Source organism: Congregibacter litoralis KT71, assembly GCF_000153125.2.
GTDB classification, from domain to species: domain Bacteria; phylum Pseudomonadota; class Gammaproteobacteria; order Pseudomonadales; family Halieaceae; genus Congregibacter; species Congregibacter litoralis.
On the sequence record NZ_CM002299.1, the window covers coordinates 3925629 to 3946470 of the forward strand.

At 59.1% G+C, this 20842-nt stretch carries 18 protein-coding genes; 8 read left to right on the plus strand and 10 right to left on the minus strand.

Translation table 11 applies throughout. The features are described 5' to 3' along the window. Window positions 1-25: 25 nt before the first annotated feature. The 3 genes from aspS to KT71_RS17815 form a co-directional block, all read right to left on the minus strand. Complete coding sequence (gene aspS / locus KT71_RS17805; RefSeq protein WP_008293943.1) at window positions 26-1807, minus strand: aspartate--tRNA ligase; 1782 nt, start codon at window positions 1805-1807, stop codon at window positions 26-28. A gap of 68 nt (window positions 1808-1875) precedes the next feature. After that, a complete protein-coding gene (locus tag KT71_RS17810) occupies window positions 1876-2193 on the minus strand; it encodes an FmdB family zinc ribbon protein (RefSeq protein WP_008293942.1) in 318 nt (105 codons plus the stop codon). 395 nt (window positions 2194-2588) lie between these two features. Further along, on the minus strand, window positions 2589-3011 hold the full coding sequence (locus KT71_RS17815; protein ID WP_008293941.1) for an HU family DNA-binding protein: 423 nt from the start codon (window positions 3009-3011) through the stop codon (window positions 2589-2591). A gap of 470 nt (window positions 3012-3481) precedes the next feature. On the opposite strand from KT71_RS17815, the gene KT71_RS17820 reads away from it, so the two are divergent. The 5 genes from KT71_RS17820 (at window position 3482) to KT71_RS19875 (ending at window position 9119) form a co-directional block, all read left to right on the plus strand. Continuing rightward, window positions 3482-5197, plus strand: a complete 1716-nt coding sequence (locus KT71_RS17820) for a proline--tRNA ligase (RefSeq protein ID WP_008293940.1) — start codon at window positions 3482-3484, stop codon at window positions 5195-5197. 7 nt (window positions 5198-5204) lie between these two features. Then, window positions 5205-5810, plus strand: a complete 606-nt coding sequence (locus tag KT71_RS17825) for a lytic transglycosylase domain-containing protein (protein ID WP_008293939.1) — start codon at window positions 5205-5207, stop codon at window positions 5808-5810. A gap of 129 nt (window positions 5811-5939) precedes the next feature. Continuing rightward, window positions 5940-6785: a helix-turn-helix transcriptional regulator gene (locus KT71_RS17830; RefSeq protein ID WP_008293938.1), complete on the plus strand. Its 846-nt coding sequence runs from the start codon at window positions 5940-5942 to the stop codon at window positions 6783-6785. A gap of 94 nt (window positions 6786-6879) precedes the next feature. Beyond that, window positions 6880-8226 carry a glutamine synthetase family protein gene (locus tag KT71_RS17835; protein WP_008293937.1) on the plus strand — a complete coding sequence of 449 codons (1347 nt, stop codon included), beginning with the start codon at window positions 6880-6882 and terminating at the stop codon, window positions 8224-8226. 20 nt (window positions 8227-8246) lie between these two features. Continuing rightward, window positions 8247-9119, plus strand: coding sequence for an endonuclease/exonuclease/phosphatase family protein (locus tag KT71_RS19875; protein WP_023660305.1), 873 nt, complete (start codon window positions 8247-8249; stop codon window positions 9117-9119). Here KT71_RS19875 and KT71_RS17840 read toward each other — a convergent pair. After that, window positions 9052-10404, minus strand: coding sequence for an MATE family efflux transporter (locus KT71_RS17840; protein ID WP_008293934.1), 1353 nt, complete (start codon window positions 10402-10404; stop codon window positions 9052-9054). The two genes, KT71_RS19875 and KT71_RS17840, sit on opposite strands and share 68 nt — an antisense overlap. A 75-nt stretch (window positions 10405-10479) precedes the next feature. Here KT71_RS17840 and KT71_RS17845 point away from each other — a divergent pair, with 75 nt between their 5' ends. Together KT71_RS17845 and KT71_RS17850 are read left to right on the plus strand one after the other, a co-directional pair. Further along, entirely contained in the window at window positions 10480-11694 is a 1215-nt protein-coding gene (locus tag KT71_RS17845; RefSeq protein ID WP_238549439.1) for an acyl-CoA desaturase, read from the plus strand. A gap of 86 nt (window positions 11695-11780) precedes the next feature. Next, window positions 11781-12287 (plus strand): glutathione peroxidase, encoded by a 507-nt coding sequence (locus KT71_RS17850; protein WP_023660308.1) that lies wholly within the window; start codon window positions 11781-11783, stop codon window positions 12285-12287. A gap of 31 nt (window positions 12288-12318) precedes the next feature. Here KT71_RS17850 and KT71_RS17855 read toward each other — a convergent pair whose 3' ends face one another. Beyond that, entirely contained in the window at window positions 12319-13902 is a 1584-nt protein-coding gene (locus KT71_RS17855; protein ID WP_008293931.1) for a peptide chain release factor 3, read from the minus strand. Window positions 13903-14220: 318 nt separating this feature from the next. Between KT71_RS17855 and KT71_RS20355 the strand changes: the two genes are divergently transcribed. Continuing rightward, a complete protein-coding gene (locus KT71_RS20355; protein WP_023660309.1) occupies window positions 14221-16644 on the plus strand; it encodes a TonB-dependent receptor in 2424 nt (807 codons plus the stop codon). Window positions 16645-16846: 202 nt separating this feature from the next. Here KT71_RS20355 and lipB read toward each other — a convergent pair whose 3' ends face one another. The 5 genes from lipB to mltB all read right to left on the minus strand — a co-directional run bounded on the left by lipB (window position 16847) and on the right by mltB (window position 20836). Beyond that, a complete protein-coding gene (lipB, locus tag KT71_RS17865) occupies window positions 16847-17479 on the minus strand; it encodes a lipoyl(octanoyl) transferase LipB (RefSeq protein ID WP_008293928.1) in 633 nt (210 codons plus the stop codon). After that, window positions 17476-17772: a YbeD family protein gene (locus tag KT71_RS17870; protein ID WP_008293927.1), complete on the minus strand. Its 297-nt coding sequence runs from the start codon at window positions 17770-17772 to the stop codon at window positions 17476-17478. Before KT71_RS17870 ends, lipB begins: the two co-directional genes overlap by 4 nt. Beyond that, window positions 17765-18970 (minus strand): D-alanyl-D-alanine carboxypeptidase family protein, encoded by a 1206-nt coding sequence (locus tag KT71_RS17875; protein ID WP_023660310.1) that lies wholly within the window; start codon window positions 18968-18970, stop codon window positions 17765-17767. The genes KT71_RS17870 and KT71_RS17875 overlap by 8 nt, the downstream gene beginning before the upstream one ends. Before the next feature lie 106 nt (window positions 18971-19076). Next, window positions 19077-19883, minus strand: a complete 807-nt coding sequence (locus KT71_RS17880) for a septal ring lytic transglycosylase RlpA family protein (protein WP_040362485.1) — start codon at window positions 19881-19883, stop codon at window positions 19077-19079. Window positions 19884-19909: 26 nt separating this feature from the next. Continuing rightward, a complete protein-coding gene (gene mltB / locus KT71_RS17885) occupies window positions 19910-20836 on the minus strand; it encodes a lytic murein transglycosylase B (protein WP_008293924.1) in 927 nt (308 codons plus the stop codon). Window positions 20837-20842: the final 6 nt, after the last annotated feature.

Here is a 20842-nt window from a genome sequence, read left to right on the forward strand (position 1 = left end):
GGCAGTGAGCCCCCTCGCGCAGGACTCAGCTATCCCCGGTCTTCTTTTCCTGCTCCCGCAAACGGATATGCAGCTCCCGAAGTTGCGCCGCACCCACGGTGCCCGGTGCCTCGGTCATGACGCAGGCAGCAGTTTGGGTTTTGGGAAAGGCAATCACGTCGCGAATCGATGCCGCGCCGCTCATGAGCATCACGATGCGGTCCAGACCAAAGGCCAGTCCGCCATGGGGTGGCGCCCCATACTTGAGAGCATCGAGGAGAAAGCCGAACTTCTCCCGCGCTTCCTCGGGGTCGATGCCCAGGATATCGAATACCGCTTCCTGGGTTTCGAGGTTGTGAATACGCACGCTGCCCCCGCCAAGCTCGGTGCCGTTGAGCACCATATCGTAGGCCCGGGAGAGAGCCTCACCGGGATGCTCCCGCAGGGTCGCCAGGTCGCAGGCCGGTGCGGTAAAGGGGTGGTGAAGGGGCGTCCAGCCACCATCGCCATCGTCTTCAAACATGGGGAAATCGACAACCCACAGCGGGGCCCAGCCATCCCCGACCAGCCCCTGATCGCTACCCACCTTGATGCGCAGCGCACCCAGGGCTTCGTTGACGATTCCGGCGCGGTCCGCACCAAAGAAAACAATATCCCCATTGGCGACGCCGAGGCGTTCCATCATGGAGGCCACAACATCTTCGGGCATAAACTTAAGAATCGGTGACTGCAGCCCCTCCACGCCCGCAGCAAGATCGTTCACTTTGATCCAGGCGAGACCCCGGGCGCCGTAGTTGCCTACGTAGCGGGTGTAATCGTCAATTTCTTTGCGGGAGATTGACGCGCCGCCGGGCACCTTCAGCGCCGCCACGCGACCGAGGGGGTCATCGGCAGGGCCGCGGAAAACCTTGAAATCCACCTGCTGCATCAGATCATCCACGGAGACCAGTTCCAGGGGAATGCGCAGATCGGGCTTGTCGGAACCGAAACGCTCCATGGCCTCCGCCCAGGTCATATGGGGGAAGTCGGGCAAGTCCACGTCCAGCACTGCCTTGAAGAGTCCCCGCACCATGCGCTCGGTAATCTCCATGATCCCCGCCTCGTCCATAAACGAGGTTTCAATATCGATCTGGGTGAATTCCGGCTGGCGGTCTGCGCGAAGATCCTCATCGCGGAAACACTTGGCAATCTGGTAGTACCGATCAAAGCCCGAGACCATGAGCAGCTGCTTAAAAAGCTGTGGCGACTGGGGCAAAGCAAAGAACTGCCCCGGATGGGTTCGACTGGGCACGAGGTAATCCCGTGCGCCCTCGGGGGTCGCCCGCGTGAGGATCGGCGTTTCGATGTCCAGAAAGCCCTCCCCATGGAGGAAACGACGTACAGCGTCGGTCACTTCAGACCGCAGGCGCAGACGCTGCTGCATCTCGGGACGGCGAAGATCCATGTAGCGATAACGCAGACGAACCTCTTCCCCCACGGAGGTGTGCTCATCCAGTTGAAAAGGCGGCGTTGCGGCGGTATTCAGTACCTCGATCTCTTTACCCAGCACCTCGATTTCACCCGTGGGCATGCTGGGATTGACCGTTGCTTCGCTTCGAGCACGCACCCGCCCCGTGACCTTGAGCACATACTCGCTGCGCACGCGATCGGCGGTCGCAAAATGCTCTTCGGTGTCAGGATCAAATACCACCTGGACGATGCCGTCCCGGTCGCGCAGATCGAGAAAAATAACGCCGCCGTGGTCTCGGCGTCGGTCCACCCAACCGCAGAGGGTGACGGTTTCATCGATATCAGCGCTTCTAAGAAGGCCGCAGTTATGGCTGCGCATGGTGGTTCCTATTTTCGGAGATAAATTCGGGGTTAAATTGCGTGCTTATTGCGTCGTCGGAGCAATAATCAAGCGGCGGAGCTATCGCCACCGGAGGACGCCTTCGCAGGCTTACCGGGAGCGGTATCTTTTTTGGAACTCTCTTTGCTGCCGGCGTCTTTGGCACCCGTATCAGCACTGTCACCAGCGAGATTTTTCTTGTTACCGCTCTTGAAGTCCGTCTCGTACCAGCCGCTGCCTGCAAGCCTGAAGGCTGCGGCAGAGACCTTTTTACGCAGGGATGCCTTGCCACAGGCCGGGCAATCGGTAAGCGGGGGATCACTGATTTTACGCAGAGCTTCGTGGAGCTCACCGCACTCAGTGCACTGATATTCGTATATGGGCATGGCAGTAAATCCTTCCTATACAAGGGCATGTCGCCGATGCATGGGGCCGTCGAGACCTTTTTCTGCACAAGCGCGCAGGCGACAGGCATTTTAAAAAGCGGCGCGGATTCTACCTCAGCTCGCGAAGCGAACCAATGGAAATACGTCGACCCTGAAACCGGCAGACGGGGGAGCGAAAGGCCCGCCCGACGTCGAATTGACGTCGCACAGACCCGGTAGTTCTTACTAAAAGGCCGTTCTTGCAAGACCGCGCCAGCATTCCTGCGCGGGACTTTCGCTAGACCTGCACTACCTGCGAGGAACTTGCTGCGAGGAACTTGCACTACCTGCAACTCCCCGCACAAAGATAAGCGCCTCCGAGGAGGCGCTCATCCGGCCTTAACCCATTCCCGATATCAGGACTGGGCAAACTCCTTCATTTTCTTCAATGGGCGAACTTTTACCGCAACGCTCGCTGGCTTCGCCTTGAACATAGTCTCTTCGCCGGTGAAGGGGTTGATTCCCTTGCGAGCCTTGACCGCAGGCTTCTTGACCGTCGTGATCTTCATAAGACCCGGCAGCGTGAATTCGCCTACCGCACGCTTCTTGATGCTGCGCTCAATGAGTGTTTCCAGCTCAGTCATCACATCGCCGACCTGCTTCTTGGTCAGACCTGTGCTCTCAGCAATGCTGGCCATGACCTGGGTCTTGGTCATTTTCTCTTTGAGTGCGGGTGCTGGCTTCTTGACGGGGGCTGCGGCTTTTTTGGCAGGTGCCTTTTTGGCTACTGCTTTTTTCTTGGCCGGAGCTTTCTTTGCTGCTGCTTTGCGTGTCGCCATGATGATAAACCTTCCTTACGGTTTGGGGTTTTATGTTTCATAGCGCGACGGTTTTCTGCCGGGGTCCAGATGCCTGAGCATGCGCGGTAAAAACAGCCACGGCCAAAGCCGTCGCCGTCCTCCACACACCCCGGTCCGAAGACCAGAGCAGGAGCGTTGTCAGAAAAAACGTCGCGTTTCTCCATTTAATGACCTGGGCATACAAGCCATGATTTTCCCTGACACGGTTCCCTGACAAACAGCTCAAAGCACTGTGTACAAAGGCTAAATCACAACTCGACGACATGTATAAATCACTTGACCCTGTAATACAAGCGTTTATCGCAACGCATGGCAAAAAAACCCTATTTTTTTAGGTATTTCATGCAAAACTGCGTTTCCTTGCGGCAAAATTCATGACATTCGTTTCTGTACCGCCACGCGATTGCGACTTACACTCCCCCACCATTACGGGAACAAGGAAACACCCCATGCGCAGTAGCGAGTTTCTCATCACTACGCACAAAGAAACCCCGGCAGACGCGGAGATCATCAGCCACCGGCTTATGCTCCGCGCCGGACTCATCCGCAAGCTGTCCTCAGGGCTTTACACCTGGATGCCCATGGGGCTTCGGGTGCTACGCAAGGTAGAGCGCGTTGTCCGCGAGGAAATGGACGCGTCGGGCGCCCTGGAACTGGCCATGCCCATGGTCCAGCCCGCGGAGCTGTGGGAGGAATCCGGTCGCTGGGAACAGTACGGTCCCGAATTGCTGCGCATTCAGGACCGGCACCAGCGGGACTTTTGCCTCGGGCCCACCCACGAGGAAGTCATTACCGACATCGTGCGTAACGAAATCAGCAGTTATAAACAGCTCCCTCTGAATCTGTATCAGATTCAGAACAAGGTCCGCGATGAGATTCGCCCCCGCTTTGGCGTGATGCGCGCCCGGGAGTTTCTTATGAAAGATGCCTACTCCTTTCACGCCGATGCGACCTCACTGGAGGCGACCTACGGGGTCATGCACGGAGCCTATACCCGGATATTTGAGCGCCTGGGCCTGGATTTTCGTCCGGTGATGGCCGATAGCGGCAGCATCGGAGGCAACACCTCCCATGAGTTTCACGTCCTCGCGGATTCCGGAGAAGACGCCATCGCCTTTAGCGACGGCAGCGATTACGCTGCCAATATCGAGCGAGCCGAGACCGTCGATCAGCAGGCGCAGCGACCGGCACCGGCAAAAGCGCTGAATAAAGTCGCCACCCCCGGCGTTAAAACCATCGCGGACCTCTGCGCCGCGCTCGAGTTAGCACCAGAGACTACCGTGAAGACCCTCATTGTGGAGGGCGCCGAGGAGGGCCTTGTGGCCCTGGTGATCCGCGGTGACCATGAACTCAATAGCGTCAAGGCGGAGAAACACCCGCTCGTGGCAAGCCCCCTGCGCATGGCGACAGAAGAGGAAGCCGAGGCAGCCTGTGGCGCCGGCTTTGGCTCCATCGGTCCCGTGGGTCTCTCCCTACCCATTGTTGCGGACTTCAGCGCAGCGGCCTGCGCGGACTTTTACTGCGGTGCCAACAGCAGGGAGGAACATTTCGAGGGAGCGAATTGGGACAGAGATATCAGCGACTACCAGAGCGCTGATCTGCGCAACGTGGTCGCTGGCGATCCCAGTCCCGACGGCAAGGGGCAGCTGCAGATTCGCCGCGGCATTGAGGTAGGACACATCTTTCAGCTGGGGACCAAGTACAGCGAGGCCATGAACGCCAGGGTCCTCGACGAAACCGGCCGCAATGTCACGCTGAGTATGGGGTGCTACGGCATTGGTGTGAGCCGCATTGTGGCCGCCGCCATCGAGCAGAACCATGACGACCGCGGAATTATCTGGCCCAGCGCCATGGCACCCTTCCAGCTCGCCATCGTGCCTCTGAACATGCACAAGTCCGCCGCGGTTGCCGAAGCCGCAGAGACGCTGCACCAGGAGTGCCTGGCCCTGGGAATCGAAGTGCTGATGGATGATCGGAACGAGCGCCCGGGCGTAAAGTTTGCCGACATGGAGCTCCTGGGCATTCCCCATCGCATCGTCATTGGCGATCGCTCCCTGGCGGAAGGCGAGATTGAATATCAGGGACGTCGGGACGCCGACTCCCAGCGCGTAGCCCTGACCGAGGCCATGAGCTTTATCACCGCGCAACTGACATCGGGTAGCTGAAATCGCCTTGCTCCGGCCTCTGCTGTATCTCTGTATCACGACGCTGTTGAGCGTCGCGGCCGCAGCCTCTGCGCAGAGCGATGGCGCCACCGATGGCGAGGCCCGGGAAGCACTGCGACAATTTCTCGAAGCCAACATCGCCGCCAGCGAGAGCTTCGATGACCGCTTCGACGCGGAAGTGTGGCTCGTGGACATGGGGGCAAGGCTCACGCGCTACGTTCCCGATGCCGACAAACGACTGCAATTACTTCGACAGGTGCACGCCGCGGCAAGCCGCAGCGACCTGGCACCGGAGCTGGTGCTGGCCGTGATTGAGGTAGAAAGCCATTTTGATCGCTTTGCCGTATCCCGCGTTGGCGCGCAGGGGCTGATGCAGGTTATGCCCTTCTGGAAAGACGAGATCGGTCGTCCCGGCGACAATCTCACGAACAATCTCACGAATCTTGACTACGGATGCCGGATTCTGCAGTTCTATCTCCAACGGGAAAATGGCGTGCTCCCCCGGGCCCTCGCCGCCTACAACGGCAGCAGCGGCAGCGCCACCTACAGCGACAAGGTTAAGACCGCCTGGCGGGAGCACTGGCGAACCGGCAATCTCGATTGGAGCGACTAGGCGTTTGACATGGCGGAGCACCCGAAACACACTCACGACAAGAGGCTCAAAGGCGTTAACTGTGCACCCCACAGAGTTTTTACTACCACGAGCGCACTGACATGAGCGCACTGACATGAGCGCACCGACATGAGCGCACTGACATTACTCAGTGAGTGGAATCGTGATCTGGCCCGCGCCGTGGGCGCCCTGGGTCGTGACACCTTCTTCCCGGCGCTGATCTCCGCCGTGCGGGAGCGGGTCCCCATCGCCTATCCGCAAATCTGGCTTTACCACCGCGACCTCCCGCCCAGCGTGCTCTACCATGAGATACCACCGGCAGCCGTCGCCTCCCAGATCGACGCCTACCTTGAGGGTCCCTATCGCGAAGATCCTTTTTTTCAGGCCTCCATTAACCGGCCGAAGAACCGCATTTATTTGCTGTCCCGTCTTACCGCCGGACGCCTGGAATCCTCCAGCTATTACAACGATTACTACGCCGACACGGGCACCGTCGACGAGGCGATATTTTTATCCCAGCTTCAGGGCGGCAGCGTTATCAATCTGTCGATGATGCGCCTGCCGGAGCAGGGCGCTTTCAACGAGGACGAGTTTCAGCTCCTCTACTCCCTGGCGGACCCGATTTCAGAATTGTTGCGCATACACAGTGAGTTCGACGCTTTCGCCGTAGAAAACCTCATCCAACCGGGTATTGATCACCAGATCGACCTGGCTTTCAGGACCTTTGGCACCTCCCTGCTCTCTCCCCGGGAAAAAGGCGTCCTGGAACTGATGCTGCGAGGCTACGGCACGGACACCACGGCCGACCGACTGTCCATCGCCCGGGAGACCGTGCGCCGCCATCGCAAGAGCATTTATCGCAAGCTGGATGTGAATTCGCAAACCGATCTGTTCTCCCTGTTTCTCAACACCATGTCCTGTCTGGGCGAAGCAGCGGGCGACGATCCTCTGAAGATCTACATGGGCCCCTCCTGACCAGAACCTACGGTGACCAATGCGGGGCATTGCCGGATGCACGACAGGTGGGAATAGTGCGCCTTGGGGACCTATAACACGGGAAAATAGTTTTATGGCGCTGGAAGTAGACTGGTTTCTGCGCGCCTACCCCAGGATTTCGATGATTGAGGCGCTGCTGCCTGACAGTAACGGCGTTCTCCGGGGTAAATGGCTGCCGAGGAACAAGCTGGCCAAGGTCTATAAAGGGGAGCTCAAATTCCCCAAGACCGCTCTTTCTCTCGATATCTGGGGTCGCGATGTTGAAGAGCTGGTGTTTGCCACCGGTGACGAGGACGGTGTGTGCCTGCCCGTCGAGGGCTCTCTGCTTCCCACCCCCTGGTCCCCGAACCAGCGCCACGGCCAGCTCATGCTCACCATGTTCCGACCCGGCGGCTCCCCCTACCTCGGTGATCCCCGCCAGGTCCTCAAGCGGGTGGTCGCCCGCTACCACGCCCGGGGCTGGCGTCCCGTCGTGGCCGCGGAGCTGGAGTTCAGTCTCATCAAATGGGATGGCAAGCATCCCAGACACAGTGGCGAAAAACCCTACCGGGGCGAACCCATTGGCGGCAACCTCTACGGGTTGGACGTGCTTCAACAGAACCAGGCCATGCTTGAGCAGATACATCGCGCCTGCCACCTCCAAAGCCTTCCCTTTGATGGTGTGGTGAAGGAATCCGCGCCCTCGCAGTATGAAATCAACATGCAGCATGTGGACAACCCGGTACTCGCTGCCCGGCAGATTCTGATGATGAAGCACGCCATCAAAGAAATTGCCCAGCAGCATGGCCTGGTCGCGAGCTTTATGCCCAAACCCTTTGCAGACGAAGCGGGCAACGGCCTCCACGTGCACTGCAGCGTGATTGACCGAGACGGTAAGAACGTCTTTGACGACGGCACGGAGTTCGGCACCCCGAAACTACGCCACGCCATCGGCGGCTGCCTGCAGCATATGGCCGACTCTTTCGCCATCTTTGCACCCAGCTTCAACGCCTACCGACGATTTCAGAAGGGCAGCCACGCGCCCACCACACCCAACTGGGGCTACGAAAACCGCACCGTTGCGGTGAGAGTGCCCGCGGGCAGCAGCAGAGCCCGACGTCTGGAGCACCGGGTGGCCGGCGCGGATGCCAACCCCTATCTGGTGTTTGCCGTCATCCTCGCTGCCGCCCTGGACGGCATCGAGCGGAACCTCACGCCCAAAGCACCCATCAGCGGCGACGGCTACAGCCAGCTGGACGCGGAGGAGCTGCCCATTTACATGCAGGACGCCCTGCGCCTGTTCGGAGAGTCCAGCTTTATCAGTACCGCCCTGGGTCCGGAAATGCAGCGGAATTTTGGCCTGACCAAGGCCCAGGAACTGGCGGAATTTCAGCGCCATATCACCAGTCTCGAGTATCACGCCTACGTCGAACGACTCTAGCTGACGCTATACTGGGCAGTATGACCCGCTGCCCTTTCACGCTCTGCGCTTCGGCTATTTTTCTTGTCACTCTGCTCTCCAGCCACGCCAGCCAGAGCGCTCCGCCACACCGGACCGTTGACGCCTGCGCGACGGCCCTGGGGACGCCGTCTTCCGTGGCAGCGGCCCCACTCCCCGGGCTCCTGCGAATCCGCAGCTGGAACGTCATGAAGTTTGATCTGCCAGGGGCCGAAGAGGAGCTTCGGGATCACATCAGCCACAGTGACCTGATGCTCCTTCAGGAATCAGTTCGCGGCCTCAAAGCCGGCTCAGAGACACTTCCCTATCGCTATTTCAGTCCCGGCTACAAACGCGGCGAGGAAGCCACGGGCGTGGAAATCCGCAGTCGCTTCTCTGCTGATGTCGTCTGTGAACTGCAGTTTTATGAACCCTGGCTCAGAACCCCCAAAGCGGTGAGCGTTCTGCGCCTGCCCTTTCGGGAAGCCGCAATCCTGCTGATCAATCTCCACGCCATTAACTTCACGCTGACCGTCGACGATTACCGCGCGCAATTCATGGCCTTGAGTCCCCTGATTCGCAGCCATACGGGGCCGGCGATCATTGCCGGAGATTTCAATCATTGGAATCCCTGGCGGGAAGAAGCGCTTCTGAGCTGGTCCCGCAACATGGATCTGAACGAGGTCAGTTTTACCCTCGACTGGCGCAGCCGCCATGTGGGCGCCGCCGTGGATGCCCTGTTTTTACGCGGTTTCGGAGTAGTCGCCCGGGGGGCCTTCCCTACGCGGCAATCGGATCACCATGCCATCGCCGCCAGCCTTGTGCCCCTCAGGGATTTACCGGCGGGAGAGGCGGATAGTCACGCTCAAGACGCGCAACCAGCGCCAGGGCACTGAGCATTCCCAGCACGCCAAACAGAGAAGCGCCCAATACTTCCCCAACCATCAGTCCCCGGGCGCCGTAAAGTGAAGCGCCGAGGTAGGCTGCGGGCACCACACCCAGGAACACTTTGGCGTAATTGAACAGCGTCGCGAGGTAGGCTCTTCCCAGGTTGTTAAAACTGGCATTGGCTACAAACAGCAGGCCGTTGAAGGCAAAGGCGCCCACGAGGAAGTGGATGTAAAACGCCAGGAGGTCTGCGGCCAGTTCACTGGCGGTAAAGGCGGCTATCACCAGATCAGAGACCAACCACAGCAGCACCCAGGCCACGGCGACATAGAGCACGACAAACTTTGAGGCATCGATGAGGGTCTGGCGCACGCGATCATAGCGGCAGGCCCCGGCGTTCTGTCCCACGATGGGCCCCACGGCGCCGGACACGGCAAACACCACGGCAAAAGCCAGGGGAGCCAGCCGTCCCATAACCGCAGACGCCGCCACGGCGCTGTCACCAAACTGGGACATCATGCGCAGCAAAAGACTGTTTCCCAGGGGCGTTGCGAGATTGGTGAGCACGGCCGGCACGGCTATTAGCATAATGGCAGGAGCATCGGCCACGATCATCGCCGGTGATACCCGGGTCGGCAGGCGGTGCTTGAGAAACAGCACATAGGCGGCGTAGCTCACCACCACGACCCGGGAGGCCACGGACGCCCAGGCGGCCCCCTCAATCCCCAGGCCGAAGTAAAAGATGAGAATAGGATCCAGCACGGCGTTGGCGCCGGCACCGGCGAGGGTGGCATACATGCTACGCCGGGCATCACCCACGGCCCGCAGCCCCGCCGCGAGACTCATACCCAGCACCAGGAGAGGCACCGCGGGCAGCTGAATCCGACTATAGGCCAGGGCGTAATTCAGGGTGTCACCCGAGGCACCCAGGAGCGCCAGAAGCTCCGGCAACCAGACCCAGGCAATCGCCGCCACCAGGCCCACGGTCAGGGCGTTAAACCAGAGCACGGAGCTGCAATAACGCCCGGCCAGAGCCCGGTCCTGATTACCCTCGGCCCGAGCCACCAGGGCCCCGAGGGCTATCTGGAGACCGATGCCCAGAGAAAGAAGAAAGTAAAGCAGCGTGCCGGCAAAGCCCACGGCGGCCACGAGGCGCTGCTCGCCCAGCATGGTGATAAAAAACATATCTACCACATCGACGGTGAACATGGCGATAAGACCAACGGAAGACGCCCCGGTCATCACCAGGACGTGGCGCATGGTCGAGCCCTGAAGGAAGACGGGACCGCTCAAGAGAGAGGCCTTTCAAGGGTCAAGACTTCCCTCGCAGATCCCGCTAAAATTACCCCTCGCAAACCAGGCAATAGCATGATGAACGAACACTCTTCCCAACCATTGGCAGCTGAGAATTCGCAATCACCGTCCAAACCGCCGTTGATTCGCGTTAACGCCGTAATCTTTGTGGGATTCCCCATTCTCGCCGCCATCCTAGTCCCTCTCTGGGGCATCTATGTCGGATTCACCGCCAGCCAGTGGATATGGGCCGTGGTGTTTTTGTATCTCAACGGCCTCGGCATAACCGGTGGCTATCACCGACTGTGGTCCCACAAGGCCTACAAGGCCCACTGGACCGTTCGCCTTTGGTTTGCTCTCTGGGGTGGTGGCGCGCTGCAAAACAGTATCCTGGTCTGGGCCTCGGATCATCGTCGACACCATCGACATGTGGACGACAACGATGAAGACCCTTATTCCGCCGGCCGGGGGCTGTGGTTCAGCCACATGGGCTGGATGCTGCGGGAGTATGCCACCAATGGCGAGGATTTCAGCAATGCGCAGGATTTAATGCGCGACCCCATCGTCATGTGGCAGCACAAACACTATGTGGCGATCACCACCTTCATGAATCTGGGCGTGCCCATCCTCCTGGGACTGGCACTCGGGGACGTGATTGGCACGGTGCTCCTCGTGGGGCTTCTGCGGCTGGTGGTTAATCATCACGTCACCTTCTTTATCAACTCCCTCGCGCATTTCTGGGGCAGCCGGCCCTACACCGAAGAGAACAGCGCTCGGGATAACGGATTTCTCGCCTTTCTCACCTATGGCGAGGGCTACCACAACTACCACCACATTTTTCAGACCGATTATCGCAACGGCATTCGCTGGTATCAGTGGGATCCCACCAAATGGATGATCGCGGGGCTTGCCAAAGTGGGTCTGGCCAAGGACCTTCAGCGGGTACCGGATTTTAGAATCCAGCGCGCCCTCCTGGACATGCAGTTCAAACGCGCTCAGGACTACGCGGCGGGACTGGAGGAGAGCCCCCTCACAGCGATCCTGGAACGGGAGTATCAGCTGTTTACCGAGTCGGTCAATCAATGGAAGCAGCTGCAGTCGGCGCGCTATGAGCGTCATCGCGAGCAATTGGAAGGTGCCGTGGCCGAACGCTACCAGCAACTTCAGGATCGCTGGGAGCAGGCCAAACTGCGCAGTCAGTTCCGGGAGCTGGAATTCTCTTTGCGGGTGCAAAGAAAGCGCGTACAGGCTCTGGTCAACCAGTGGCAGTTGCCGCCCCTCGCCAATTGACCCAAGGCCGTGGCCGTGGCGTATAGTGCCTGACCTATTACATCATCCCGGTGGATGCTCAAGGCAAACACCATGACGAGGATCTCATGAGCAACGGTACGAGCGCAGGAACAGGCGAAGGCATCTATGGCTTTGCACCCCAGGACAAGCAGGGCAATGCAAAGTCTCTGGAAGACTATCGCGGCCAGGTGCTGTTGATCGTCAACACGGCATCAAAATGTGGCTTCACACCGCAGTTCGCGGGGCTGGAAGCGGTGTATGAGAAGTTTAAAGAGCAGGGCTTTACCATTCTTGGCTTTCCCTGCAATCAGTTCGGCGGCCAGGACCCCGGCAGCAATGACGAAATCCAGGAGTTCTGCCAGCTGAACTACGGTGTGAGTTTTCCCATGTTTGGCAAAATCGACGTCAACGGCGGTGACGCCGACCCCCTGTTTGCCCATCTCAAACAGGCCGCCCCCGGCGCCCTGGGCAGCCAGCGCATCAAGTGGAACTTCACCAAATTCCTGATCAATCGCGAAGGTCAGGTCGTGAAGCGCTATGCACCGACCACCAAGCCCGAGGCCATCGCTGCGGATATTCAGGGCCTTTTGTAGTCCGAGCAATCCCCCAAACTACAGCCCCGGCCTAGTGCTCGCGCGTGGCGCGGAATTGAATATCCGGCCAACGCTCTTCCATGAGGGCGAGGTTGACCCGCGTGGGCGCGAGGTAGCTTAAAAATCCGCCACCATCGATGGAGAGCTGGTCCGCCGCTTTTTTGCGGAATTCCTCGAGCTTGCGCTCGTCATCGCAGTACACCCAGCGCGCGGTATACACGTTGATGGGCTCATACATGGCCTCGACCTTGTATTCATCCTTCAGGCGATAGGCGACCACATCAAACTGTAGCTGGCCCACAGCGCCGACGATAAGATCCGTCGAGCTGATCGGGGCAAACACCTGGGTGGAGCCCTCCTCAGAGAGCTGCTGCAGTCCCTTTTGCAGCTGCTTGGATTTCATGGGATCGCGCAGGCGAATACGTCGGAATAACTCCGGCGCAAAGTGAGGAATGCCCGTAAAGCCCAGATCCTCGCCATCGGTAAAGGTGTCGCCGATCTGAATGGTGCCGTGGTTGTGAAGACCGATGATGTCTCCCGCGATAGCCTCCTCCACCAGCACCCGTTCTCCGGCCTTGAAGGTCACCGCATCGGCGATCTTGATATCCTTAGCCATGCGCACATGGCGCATCTTCATGCCTTTTTCGTAGCGACCCGAGCAGACGCGCATAAACGCGATGCGATCGCGATGCCGTGGATCCATGTTCGCCTGGATCTTGAAAACAAAGCCGCTGAAACTGCGCTCGCTCGCCGCCACCTCACGCTCATTGCTGCCCCTGCCCTGGGGTGGGGGCGCCCACTCCACGAAGTTATCGAGCATTTCCCGTACACCGAAGTTGCCCAGGGCCGTGCCAAAAAACACCGGCGAAAGCTTGCCCGCGAGAAACTTTTCCAGCTCAAATTCATGGCTGGCACCCTTCACCAACTCGATCTCGTCCACAAAGTCGTCGTATTCATCACCGAGTAACTGCCGGGCCTCGTCGGAATCAAGCCCCTGAATACGCCTATCCGGTGGTAACACGGCGTTGTGGCCCCGCTCAAAGCAGTGAAGGGTATCGGTGTACAGATTGTAGACCCCCAGAAAATGCTCCCCCATGCCCATGGGCCAGTTCACCGGCGCGGCGGCAATGCCCAGCACCTCTTCAATCTCATCGAGGAGCTCGATAGGATCCCGGGTCGGCCGGTCGAGCTTGTTCACAAAGCTGATGATGGGCGTATCTCTCAGGCGACAGACGTTCATGAGCTTGATGGTGCGGTCCTCAACACCTTTGGCGCCGTCAATAACCATCAAGGCGGAATCCACCGCCGTGAGCGTGCGATAGGTGTCCTCAGAAAAGTCCTCGTGACCGGGGGTGTCCAGAAGATTCACTATGCGGTCATGATAGGGAAACTGCATGACCGACGATGTCACGGAGATGCCCCGCTCCTGCTCCATGCTCATCCAGTCGGAGGTGGCGTGAGGCCCTTTTTTACCTTTGACGCTGCCGGCTACGGAGATGGCGCTACCCAGAAGCAGCAGTTTCTCGGTGATGGTGGTTTTGCCGGCGTCGGGGTGGGAAATGATGGCAAAGGTTCTGCGCTGCGCAACTTGTTGAAGAAAATCACCATCCTGCATTCGGGTCGTCCTGATTGGTACTCAATTGAGTGGCTGTTGCTACACGGATCATGGTCACCCCTGCTCAAGGGCAGCCTCTGAGCGGCGCATTCTAACGGATAGCCTCTGCGCTCACTAATCGGTGATGATCCGAGGGGAGTGTCGTTTGCAGTGGAGATTTTTGTGTAGAAATTCACTAAGCACTCTTTAAATGTCCCTAAACACTGCCTGAACACTCCCTAAACACTCCCTAAACACCGTCAAAAACTTTATAGTTTGCTCTGCCATGATCATCCAGAATCACGGCAACTAACTAAGCAAATAATAAAAGGTCACTTCATGTCTCAAATTTTCAAGGCTCCCGCTCGTCCGAAAACTATGCTGTCGGCCCTCGCCATCGCGGTCTCCTGCGCGAGCGCGGCCCAGGCTCAACTCGAGGAGGTCGTGGTCACTGCCCAGGCCCGTGCTGAATCCCTCCAGGATGTTTCCATATCCATGGTCGCCATGACCGGGGAGACCATCAATGAACTCGGCATCACCAAAATGGAAGAGTTCACCATGAACATGCCCGCGGTTACCGTCGCCCAGAACCCCATCGGCAACTTCCTGTTCATCCGGGGCGTGGGCACCTCAGGTACCAACCAGGGCATCGAGCAATCCGTGGCAACGTTTAATGACGGCGTCTTCATGGGTCGCCACCAGCTGTCCCGAGCGCCCTTTATGGATTTGGACCGCATCGAGGTTCTGCGCGGCCCCCAGAGCATCCTCTTCGGTAAAAACACCATTGGCGGCGCCCTGTCCGTGCACACGGCTCGCCCCACGGATGAACTCGAGGGGTCAATTCAGGCTCTCTACGGCAGCTATGGCGAGACCGAAGTGAACGGCGTCATATCCGGTCCCATCACTGACACCCTGCGCGGCCGCATCGCCTACCGCAAGTATGACTACGACGGCTATCTCGAAAATGTCATCACCGGCGAAGACGCCATGGGACGGGACGACGAGACGATTCGCGCATCCCTGCAGTGGGATGCCACGGACAGTGTCACCGTCGATTTTAAATGGGAGCGAAGTGACTTTACCCAGAATGAGTCCATCACCCAGATCGGCCGGGTCTCGGAAGTGCCCTATAACCCCACAGCCGCTGGTATCACCTTTTTGAACCAGCTTTCCGTGGGAGCCGTCACGGGAACGGACGGCACCGAACGCATCGATGACGAGCGAGCAGTGGTCAACGATGGCGGTGCCATCCTCAAGTCCCTGGGCGTCGTGCCGGCCAACACACCGGGATTCCCCGATCAGAAGGAAGGCAGCGAAAACACCGTCGACGCCGGGCGTCTGGGCATTGAGTGGGCCCTTGGTGAACATGCCCTGACCTTCATTTCTGGTTACGCCTCCTATGACTACACCGATATCTGCGACTGCGACTTTTCCGCCCTGCCATTTATCGAGATCGATGCCGTAGAGGATTACGAGCAGTTCAGTCAGGAAATACGCCTGACCTCTCCCACAGGCGGGACCTTTGATTACATCGCCGGGCTTTACTATCAGAGCTCTGATCTCTTTTATCGCTCCCAGGAAGCCTTCGGGGTTGCAGCACTCGCACCCCTGGCGAACGTGACCCGCGATTACGACTTTGACCAGACCCAGGAGACCTTCGCGGTCTTCGGCTCCCTCACCTGGAACCTCAGCGACACCACCCGCGTTACCGGTGGTCTTCGCTATACCGATGAAACCAAGGAAGTGGATCGCACCCTCGAAAAAAGCTTCACGGGTGGCTGGGACTTTTCCAGCGTCATAGGAGCTCCCGAGGGCACTCTGGTCTACGGTGATACAGCAGCAGAATACGATCGCTTCGAAGCCGAGCTCGCACCGGTAGCAGCGGCGTATGACGCTGGGCTCTGGAATGACAGTGGATTACTGGGCACCTATGAGCACCAGTTTGATGGGCGCAAACGCACGGAGAGCTTCGTCGACTATTACGCCAATATCGAGCATGATCTCAGCATCGACACACTGATCTACGCAACGGTCTCCACCGGGGTTAAGGGTGGCGGCTTTGACGCCCGCTTCCTGAAAGAGTCCGTGGGACCTCGCGCCGACGGTTTTGAGTACGAAGAAGAAACCTCCCTGGCCTACGAGATAGGCTTCAAGACGACCCTCCTCGACGGCGCCATGCGTCTCAACGGCGCCCTGTTCCGCAACGAAGTCTCCGATGCCCAGGTATCTATCTTTGATGGTGCCACGGGCTTCGTGGTAGTCAACGCGGCGGAGATTATCTCCCAGGGTATCGAGCTGGACCTTCAATGGGCAGCAACGGACGATCTGATCATAACGGCAGCCACGTCCTATCTTGACTCTACCTTTGACGAATGGGATACAGCACCTTGCTGGGCACGCCAGCAGATCGACCCCGGTCACCCGGAGTTTGAGCCAGGTTGCAACAATGGCTTCCGCGATGCGGCGGGTGACAACACCCAGTTCGCTCCGGAGCTGGCCTACAACCTGAACTTCGACTGGCGTATCCCGTTGATGGATTCCCTGGAAACGCGGGCCGTCCTGAACATTAACTACTCTGATGAGTTTGCAACGGTGGGTGATCTGGATCCGTTCATCGGGTCTCAGGATGAGTTCACCATGGTTGATTTCCGTCTGAGCGTTGGCTCACCCGACGGTACCTGGGAAGTCGCCGCCCTCGGCAAGAACCTCACGGATGGAGTTTGTAGGCTACAACAACAACGACCAGCCCCTGGCATCGGGTAATGGCTTCAACTCTCTGGGCAAGCTGCGCTCCTATGCGCTGCAGGCAACCTATCGTTTCTGATAGCTCAGCGCCTTAGCCTGGATCCAGACGCCTGAACAGCCTTCTGCGCTGCTCAAGCTAAAAAAGACGGTCGACGCAGTCTCAAGGGACTGAAGAGACCGTCTTTTTTTTTGCCCAACCCACCACCCATGACAGAGGCGCTTATTGCTCGAAGGCAGCCTCGAGACTGTCAAGCAAGGCCTCGCCAATGGTCTCCATGGGCGGGCAATCGTCCCCCAGCAGCGAACGCAGGGACGTGACCTCAAGCCCCTCGTAACCGCAGGGGTTGATGCGCTTGAAGGGCTGGAGATCCATATCGGCGTTGAGAGACAGACCGTGATAACTGCAGCCGCGGCGCACCCGTAAGCCCAACGACGCTATTTTCTGCCCTTTTACGTAAACGCCGGGAGCCTTGGGATCCGGTGCCGATGCAATGCCGAAGCGATTCAGCGTTTCTACGATGGACCGTTCGATAAGATCCACCAGGGCGCGGACGCCAAGATGTCGACGGCGCAAATCCACAAGGAGGTAGACGACCCACTGACCGGGACCGTGATAGGTCACCTGCCCCCCGCGATCCACCTGCACCACGGGAATATCGCCGGGAGCCAGGAGATGCTCCGCTTTTCCTGCGATCCCCTGGGTAAATACCCGGGGATGCTGCAGGAGCCAGAGTTCGTCGGGGGTCTCTTTGCTGCGCGCATCCGTAAAGCTGCGCATCTTATCGAGGGTTTGCTGATAGTCGCATTCTCCCAGGCGGCGAATGCGCAGTTCCGAAGGGCTGTCGGCGCTCACAGCACCATCTGTACGAGGCCCGTGGCGCGAAGGTCCTGATGAAGCGCCTCGAGCTGTTCGGGACCCGTAGCAGTGATGGTAACCGTCAGAGACAGAAAATTACCTTTACGACTATCGCGCACGGTAATGGTGGTCTCGTCAAAACCGGGGGCATGGCGCTCAAAGATCTCGAGCACCAGGGGACGAAACTCCTCCACGTTGCGACCCAGGACCTTCACCGGGTAGTCACAGGGAAACTCTATCTTGGGGGGCTCTTCGCCGTCAGCACCCGATCCTGTAATGAGATCAGCCACCGAAAAGCTGCGCCAACCACATGAGGAGCATATCCCAGATCCGCGCGAAGAAACCGGCGGCCTCCACGGGCTCCAGAGCGACCAGGGGAATCTGCTGAAGAACTTCGCCGTCCAGAGTGAGCGTCAATTCGCCCAGGGCGTCGCCCACGGCCAGGGGCGCAGAAATGGGATCCATGAGTACAAGTTCCCGCACGAGGTTGTTGCGCTTACCCCGGGGCAGGGTCATCACCACGTCGTCAGCGATGCCCACGGACACATAGTCCGCCACACCCTTCCAGACCCGCGGCTTCTCCAGCTCTTCTGCACCGGCAACCATTACGTCGGTTTCATAAAAGCGGAAGCCGTAGTTGAGCAGGCTGCGGGTTTCCCGCGCCCGCGCCCGAGTGCTCTCCGTACCCATCACGACAGAGATAAGCCGCATACCGTTGCGCTCTGCAGACGCCACGAGGCCATAACCCGCCTCCCGGGTATAGCCGGTTTTCAGACCATCAACCGAGGGGTCTTCGCCGAGAAGCTTGTTGCGGTTGTACTGCTTGATGTCGTTATAGGTGTAATCGCGCTGACTATAGACTTTGTAGTGCTCGGGAAAACGCGCAATGATGTTCTTGGCCAGCGTGGCCAGGTCCCGCGCCGTGGTCAGATGCTGGGGATGGGGCAAGCCGTGGGAATTGGCGAAATAGGTGCCGTGAAGGCCCAGCTCCGCCGCGTGCTTGTTCATCAAATCGGCAAAAGCCGCCTCGCTGCCTGCGATGTGCTCCGCCACGGCCACGGTGGCGTCATTACCCGACGAGATCACAACGCCCTGTTCCAGCTGGCCGATGGTTACGGGCTTCCGCGGTTCGATCCACATCAGGGACGAACCGTTAAAGACCGGATTTTGAGACCAGGCGTTGCGGCTCACCGTGACCTGATCGTCACGACTCACGCGCCCCGCTTCAATCTCCGACGCCAGCACATAGGCGGTCATGAGCTTGGTGAGACTGGCCGGGGGCAACTGCTCATCAGCATTCGACTCAACGAGCACCGCACCGCTGTTGGCATCCACGAGGAGGTAGGCGCGGGCTGCGACCTCCGGTGGTGCCGGGACAATATTCTGCGCAGATACCGCCACAGAAAACGCAGCCAGCAGCAGGGTCAGACACGCGGTGATGGCGCGGGGGCAAGGTGAGGCGCTGGGGCGAGGTAAAGTGTTTGGCATAGAATTCAAATCAGGGTTTGGAGGCGGGGCATGGTAACCCAAGCTCTCATGACTGAAAAATCCCGGTGGCGAAACCGGTTGTGCAGACGGCACAGGGCGTTATGGCTCATGGCAGCGCCAGGCCCGGAGAGTAGCCCCGGGTCATCAGCATGTCGCGGAGATAGCGAAGCTCCTCGCCATCGGCCACGGGCCCCACGCGAACCCGGTGAAGACGCTGTCCTCCTGCATCCACGGGGGTGACATTGACGGGAACGCTTACCATTTCCGCCACGGAGTCCCGCAGCCCTTGCGCCGTCGCGGGATTGGCAAAAGCGCCCAGCTGCAGATAACGATAAGCCCCTGTATCACTGTCGCGACGGTCATCGACACCGGCCAGGGCAATGGTCTCCACGAGCACTTCGGTCGTGCCCTTGTCGACGAAGCCCAGTTTCACCGCGGCGGCGTAACTGAGATCAATGAGACGGTCAGGATGGAAGGGACCGCGATCATTAATACGCACGACCACCTGCCGGCCATTCCAGAGATTGGTCACCGTGGCATAGCTGGGAATAGGGAGACTGCGGTGAGCGGCGGTGGGCAGGTACAGGTCATAGACCTCGCCGTTGGCCGTTTTATTGCCATGGAACTTGGTCCCGTACCAGCTGGCAATCCCTTTTTCGCGGTAGCCCTCGGCACTGGGCAACACGCGATACTCCACACCATCAATGCTGTAGGGCGAGGTGTTGCCCGCGCGGAGGATTGGGTCCGGGCGAGGCACCGCATCGGCGACGTCCCCGGGCTCAAGATTGCTCACGGGGGCGCCATCGCCTTCCCAGGCCACTTTGGGATCAGAGCCGGAGCAACCCAGGAGCAAGGAGGATGAGATAAGAAAGAATAGCGCTTTGAGGCTGAGCGCCCCCGAGCTTCGTGGCATTTTATGCGCACTTCGGGTCCTTCGCGTCATGCCTGCACGCCCGCAGCAATGCGCTGGCTCAGCAAAAACACGCTCATGGCGTACATGGCAGAGTGGTTATAACGGGTAATGACATAGAGGTTTTGCAGGCCCAACCAGTACTCATAGCCATCGGCGAGCTCAAAGCACATCGCCGTCGCGCTCGCCTCGGGGTCGAGCTGCTGCCGGGGCGACAGCCCCAGGGCAATAAAGTCCTGCACCGTTTGCCTGGGCTTGAGGCCGCCGTCAAAGGCCTCTTTGGGAACAGTGTCCTCGGCGGTTGCCGCACTGACCACGGGTTCACCGGCACGCCAGCCGTGTCTGGCCAGGTAGTTCGCCACGCTGCCGATGGCATCGGTGGGATTGTTCCAGATGTCTGCCTGCTCGTCCCCGTCAAAATCGATGGCATAGGCCCGATAGCTGCTTGGCATGAACTGCCCGTAGCCCATGGCACCGGCGTAGGACCCCTTGAGACTGAGAGGATCCATACCCTGTTCCCGGGAGAGGAGCAAAAAGTTCTTGAGTTCACTGGTAAAAAACGTGGAACGCTTGGGGTAATCGAAGGCGAGGGTCGTTAGCGCGTCGATAACGTCATAGCTGCCGGCGATGCGACCGTAGTAGGTTTCTACGCCAATAATGGCGACGATCACCTCTGCGGGTACTCCCGTCTCCGCCTGCGCCCGGGAAAGAGCCTCCCGATGCTCCTGGAAAAATGCGATGCCCTCGCGTTCCCGGCGCTCCGTGAGAAATATTGCGCGGTATTCATACCAGGGTTTGGTTTTTTCGGCGGGACGCGAAATAGCATCAAGGATGCTCTGTTGTTTTTCGGCGGCCGCGAAAAGGGACTGGAGTTCCTCGCGGGAAAAGCCCTCCTCCGCCACCATCTCATCAATCAGCGTCCGGGCAGCAGGATGCGCGGAATAATCCGCCAGCACCGGCGT

Coding starts and splice junctions, on each gene's coding strand:
- KT71_RS20355 (WP_023660309.1), top strand. CDS start 14,221: ATGTCTCAAATTTTCAAGGCTCCCGCTCGTCCGAAAACTATGCTGTCG.
- aspS (WP_008293943.1), bottom strand. CDS start 1,807: ATGCGCAGCCATAACTGCGGCCTTCTTAGAAGCGCTGATATCGATGAA.
- KT71_RS19875 (WP_023660305.1), top strand. CDS start 8,247: ATGACCCGCTGCCCTTTCACGCTCTGCGCTTCGGCTATTTTTCTTGTC.
- KT71_RS17845 (WP_238549439.1), top strand. CDS start 10,480: ATGATGAACGAACACTCTTCCCAACCATTGGCAGCTGAGAATTCGCAA.
- KT71_RS17815 (WP_008293941.1), bottom strand. CDS start 3,011: ATGGCGACACGCAAAGCAGCAGCAAAGAAAGCTCCGGCCAAGAAAAAA.
- KT71_RS17855 (WP_008293931.1), bottom strand. CDS start 13,902: ATGCAGGATGGTGATTTTCTTCAACAAGTTGCGCAGCGCAGAACCTTT.
- KT71_RS17880 (WP_040362485.1), bottom strand. CDS start 19,883: ATGCCACGAAGCTCGGGGGCGCTCAGCCTCAAAGCGCTATTCTTTCTT.
- KT71_RS17875 (WP_023660310.1), bottom strand. CDS start 18,970: ATGCCAAACACTTTACCTCGCCCCAGCGCCTCACCTTGCCCCCGCGCC.
- KT71_RS17830 (WP_008293938.1), top strand. CDS start 5,940: ATGAGCGCACTGACATTACTCAGTGAGTGGAATCGTGATCTGGCCCGC.
- KT71_RS17820 (WP_008293940.1), top strand. CDS start 3,482: ATGCGCAGTAGCGAGTTTCTCATCACTACGCACAAAGAAACCCCGGCA.
- KT71_RS17850 (WP_023660308.1), top strand. CDS start 11,781: ATGAGCAACGGTACGAGCGCAGGAACAGGCGAAGGCATCTATGGCTTT.
- KT71_RS17810 (WP_008293942.1), bottom strand. CDS start 2,193: ATGCCCATATACGAATATCAGTGCACTGAGTGCGGTGAGCTCCACGAA.
- KT71_RS17835 (WP_008293937.1), top strand. CDS start 6,880: ATGGCGCTGGAAGTAGACTGGTTTCTGCGCGCCTACCCCAGGATTTCG.